We start from the raw sequence: 2337 nt of genomic DNA, 5'->3' as shown, positions 1-2337 counted from the left end.
ACTAGGTTAGAACCTAGATACGATCAGGGTGGTATCCCAACGGCGCCTCCACCGAAGCTTGCGCTCCGATTTCTACGGCTCCCACCTATCCTGTACAGATCGTACCCAAATTCAATATCAAGCTGCAGTAAAGCTCCATGGGGTCTTTCCGTCTTGTCGCGGGTAACCTGCATCTTCACAGGTATTAAAATTTCACCGGATCTCTCGTTGAGACAGCGCCCAAGTCGTTACGCCATTCGTGCGGGTCAGAATTTACCTGACAAGGAATTTCGCTACCTTAGGACCGTTATAGTTACGGCCGCCGTTTACTGGGGCTTCGGTTCATAGCTTCGGGTTACCCCTAACCACTCCCCTTAACCTTCCAGCACCGGGCAGGCGTCAGCCCGTATACTTCGCCTTGCGGCTTCGCACAGACCTGTGTTTTTGCTAAACAGTCGCTTGGGCCTTTTCACTGCGGCCCCCTCGTGCTATTCACACTACCGGGGCACCCCTTCTCCCGAAGTTACGGGGTCATTTTGCCGAGTTCCTTAACGAGAGTTCTTCCGCGCGCCTTAGAATTCTCTTCTCGCCTACCTGTGTCGGTTTGCGGTACGGGCACCTTCTCCTGGCTAGAGGCTTTTCTTGGCAGTGTGAGATCATGACCTTCGCTACTATAATTTTCGCTCCCCATCACAGCCCAGCCTTAACGATGTGCGGATTTGCCTACACACCAGCCTCACTGCTTAGACGGACATCCATCAGTCCGCGTCACTACCCTCCTGCGTCACCCCATCGCTCATAGCGGATTACGGTGGTACAGTAATTTCAAACTGTTGTCCTTCGACTACGCCTTTCGGCCTCGCCTTAGGTCCCGACTTACCCTGAGCGGACGAGCCTTCCTCAGGAAACCTTGGGCTTTCGGCGGATCAGATTCTCACTGATCTTTTCGTTACTCATACCGGCATTCTCACTTGTGTAGTGTCCAGCGCTCTTTTCAGTACACCTTCAACCCCTACACAACGCTCCCCTACCCCAGATACATACGTATCTAGCCATAGCTTCGGTGGTGTGTTTAGCCCCGTTACATTTTCGGCGCAGAGTCACTCGACCAGTGAGCTATTACGCACTCTTTCAATGGTGGCTGCTTCTAAGCCAACATCCTGGTTGTCTGTGCAACTCCACATCCTTTCCCACTTAACACACACTTGGGGACCTTAGCTGATGGTCTGGGCTGTTTCCCTTTTGACAATGGATCTTAGCACTCACTGTCTGACTCCCGGCAATAAGTATATGGCATTCGGAGTTTGACTGAGCTTGGTAATCCTTGCGGACCCCGCACCCAATCAGTGCTCTACCTCCACTACTCTTATACCGAGGCTAGCCCTAAAGCTATTTCGGGGAGAACCAGCTATCTCCGAGTTCGATTGGAATTTCTCCGCTACCCCCACCTCATCCCCGCACTTTTCAACGTACGTGGGTTCGGGCCTCCAGTGCGTGTTACCGCACCTTCACCCTGGACAGGGGTAGATCACACGGTTTCGGGTCTACGTCCACATACTCATTCGCCCTATTCAGACTCGCTTTCGCTGCGGCTCCACCTTCTCGGCTTAACCTTGCATGTTAAACGTAACTCGCCGGTTCATTCTACAAAAGGCACGCCATCACCCATTAATAGGGCTCTGACTTTTTGTAAGCACACGGTTTCAGGTTCTATTTCACTCCCCTTCCGGGGTGCTTTTCACCTTTCCCTCACGGTACTGTTTCACTATCGGTCGCCAGGTAGTATTTAGCCTTAGCAGATGGTCCTGCTGGATTCATACGGGGTTTCACGTGCCCCGCACTACTCGGGATCCGTCTCGGAGAGAACACAGTTTAGGTTACAGGGCTTTTACCTCTATCGCGGGCCTTTCCAGACCTCTTCACCTACCATATTCCTTTGTAACTCCATGTGAGACGTCCCACAACCCCTAAGAGCAAGCTCTTAGGTTTAGGCTGTTCCGCGTTCGCTCGCCGCTACTGACGGAATCACTATTGTTTTCTCTTCCTCAGGGTACTTAGATGTTTCAGTTCCCCTGGTCTGCCTCTACATTTCCTATGTATTCAGAAATGAGTAACTGCGAATTACCACAGCTGGGTTTCCCCATTCGGACACCCCCGGATCAAAGCTTGCTTACAGCTCCCCGAGGCAGTTTCGTTGTTCGCCACGTCCTTCGTCGGCTCCTGGCGCCTAGGCATCCTCCGTGTGCTCTTATTAGCTTAACCTCGATTTTTCCGTAGGAAAATATCGAACGATATCTTCTTTGAAAAATCTCACTAATAACATTTACTTGTTTGCACAAGTTGCTAAAAGATGTTCTA

General features: G+C 51.4%; 1 rRNA gene. It reads right to left on the bottom strand.

What is annotated here, in order from left to right:
• Positions 1-2241 (bottom strand): 23S ribosomal RNA (locus tag MHH60_RS33140); the annotation flags it as partial.
• Between the last annotated feature and the right edge of the window lie 96 nt (positions 2242-2337).

It is taken from the genome of Paenibacillus sp. FSL H7-0716 (assembly GCF_038002705.1).
GTDB lineage: Bacteria > Bacillota > Bacilli > Paenibacillales > Paenibacillaceae > Paenibacillus_AQ > Paenibacillus_AQ odorifer.
The sequence above is the reverse complement of the archived record's forward strand: the minus strand, read 5'-3'. Positions and strand labels throughout refer to the sequence as shown.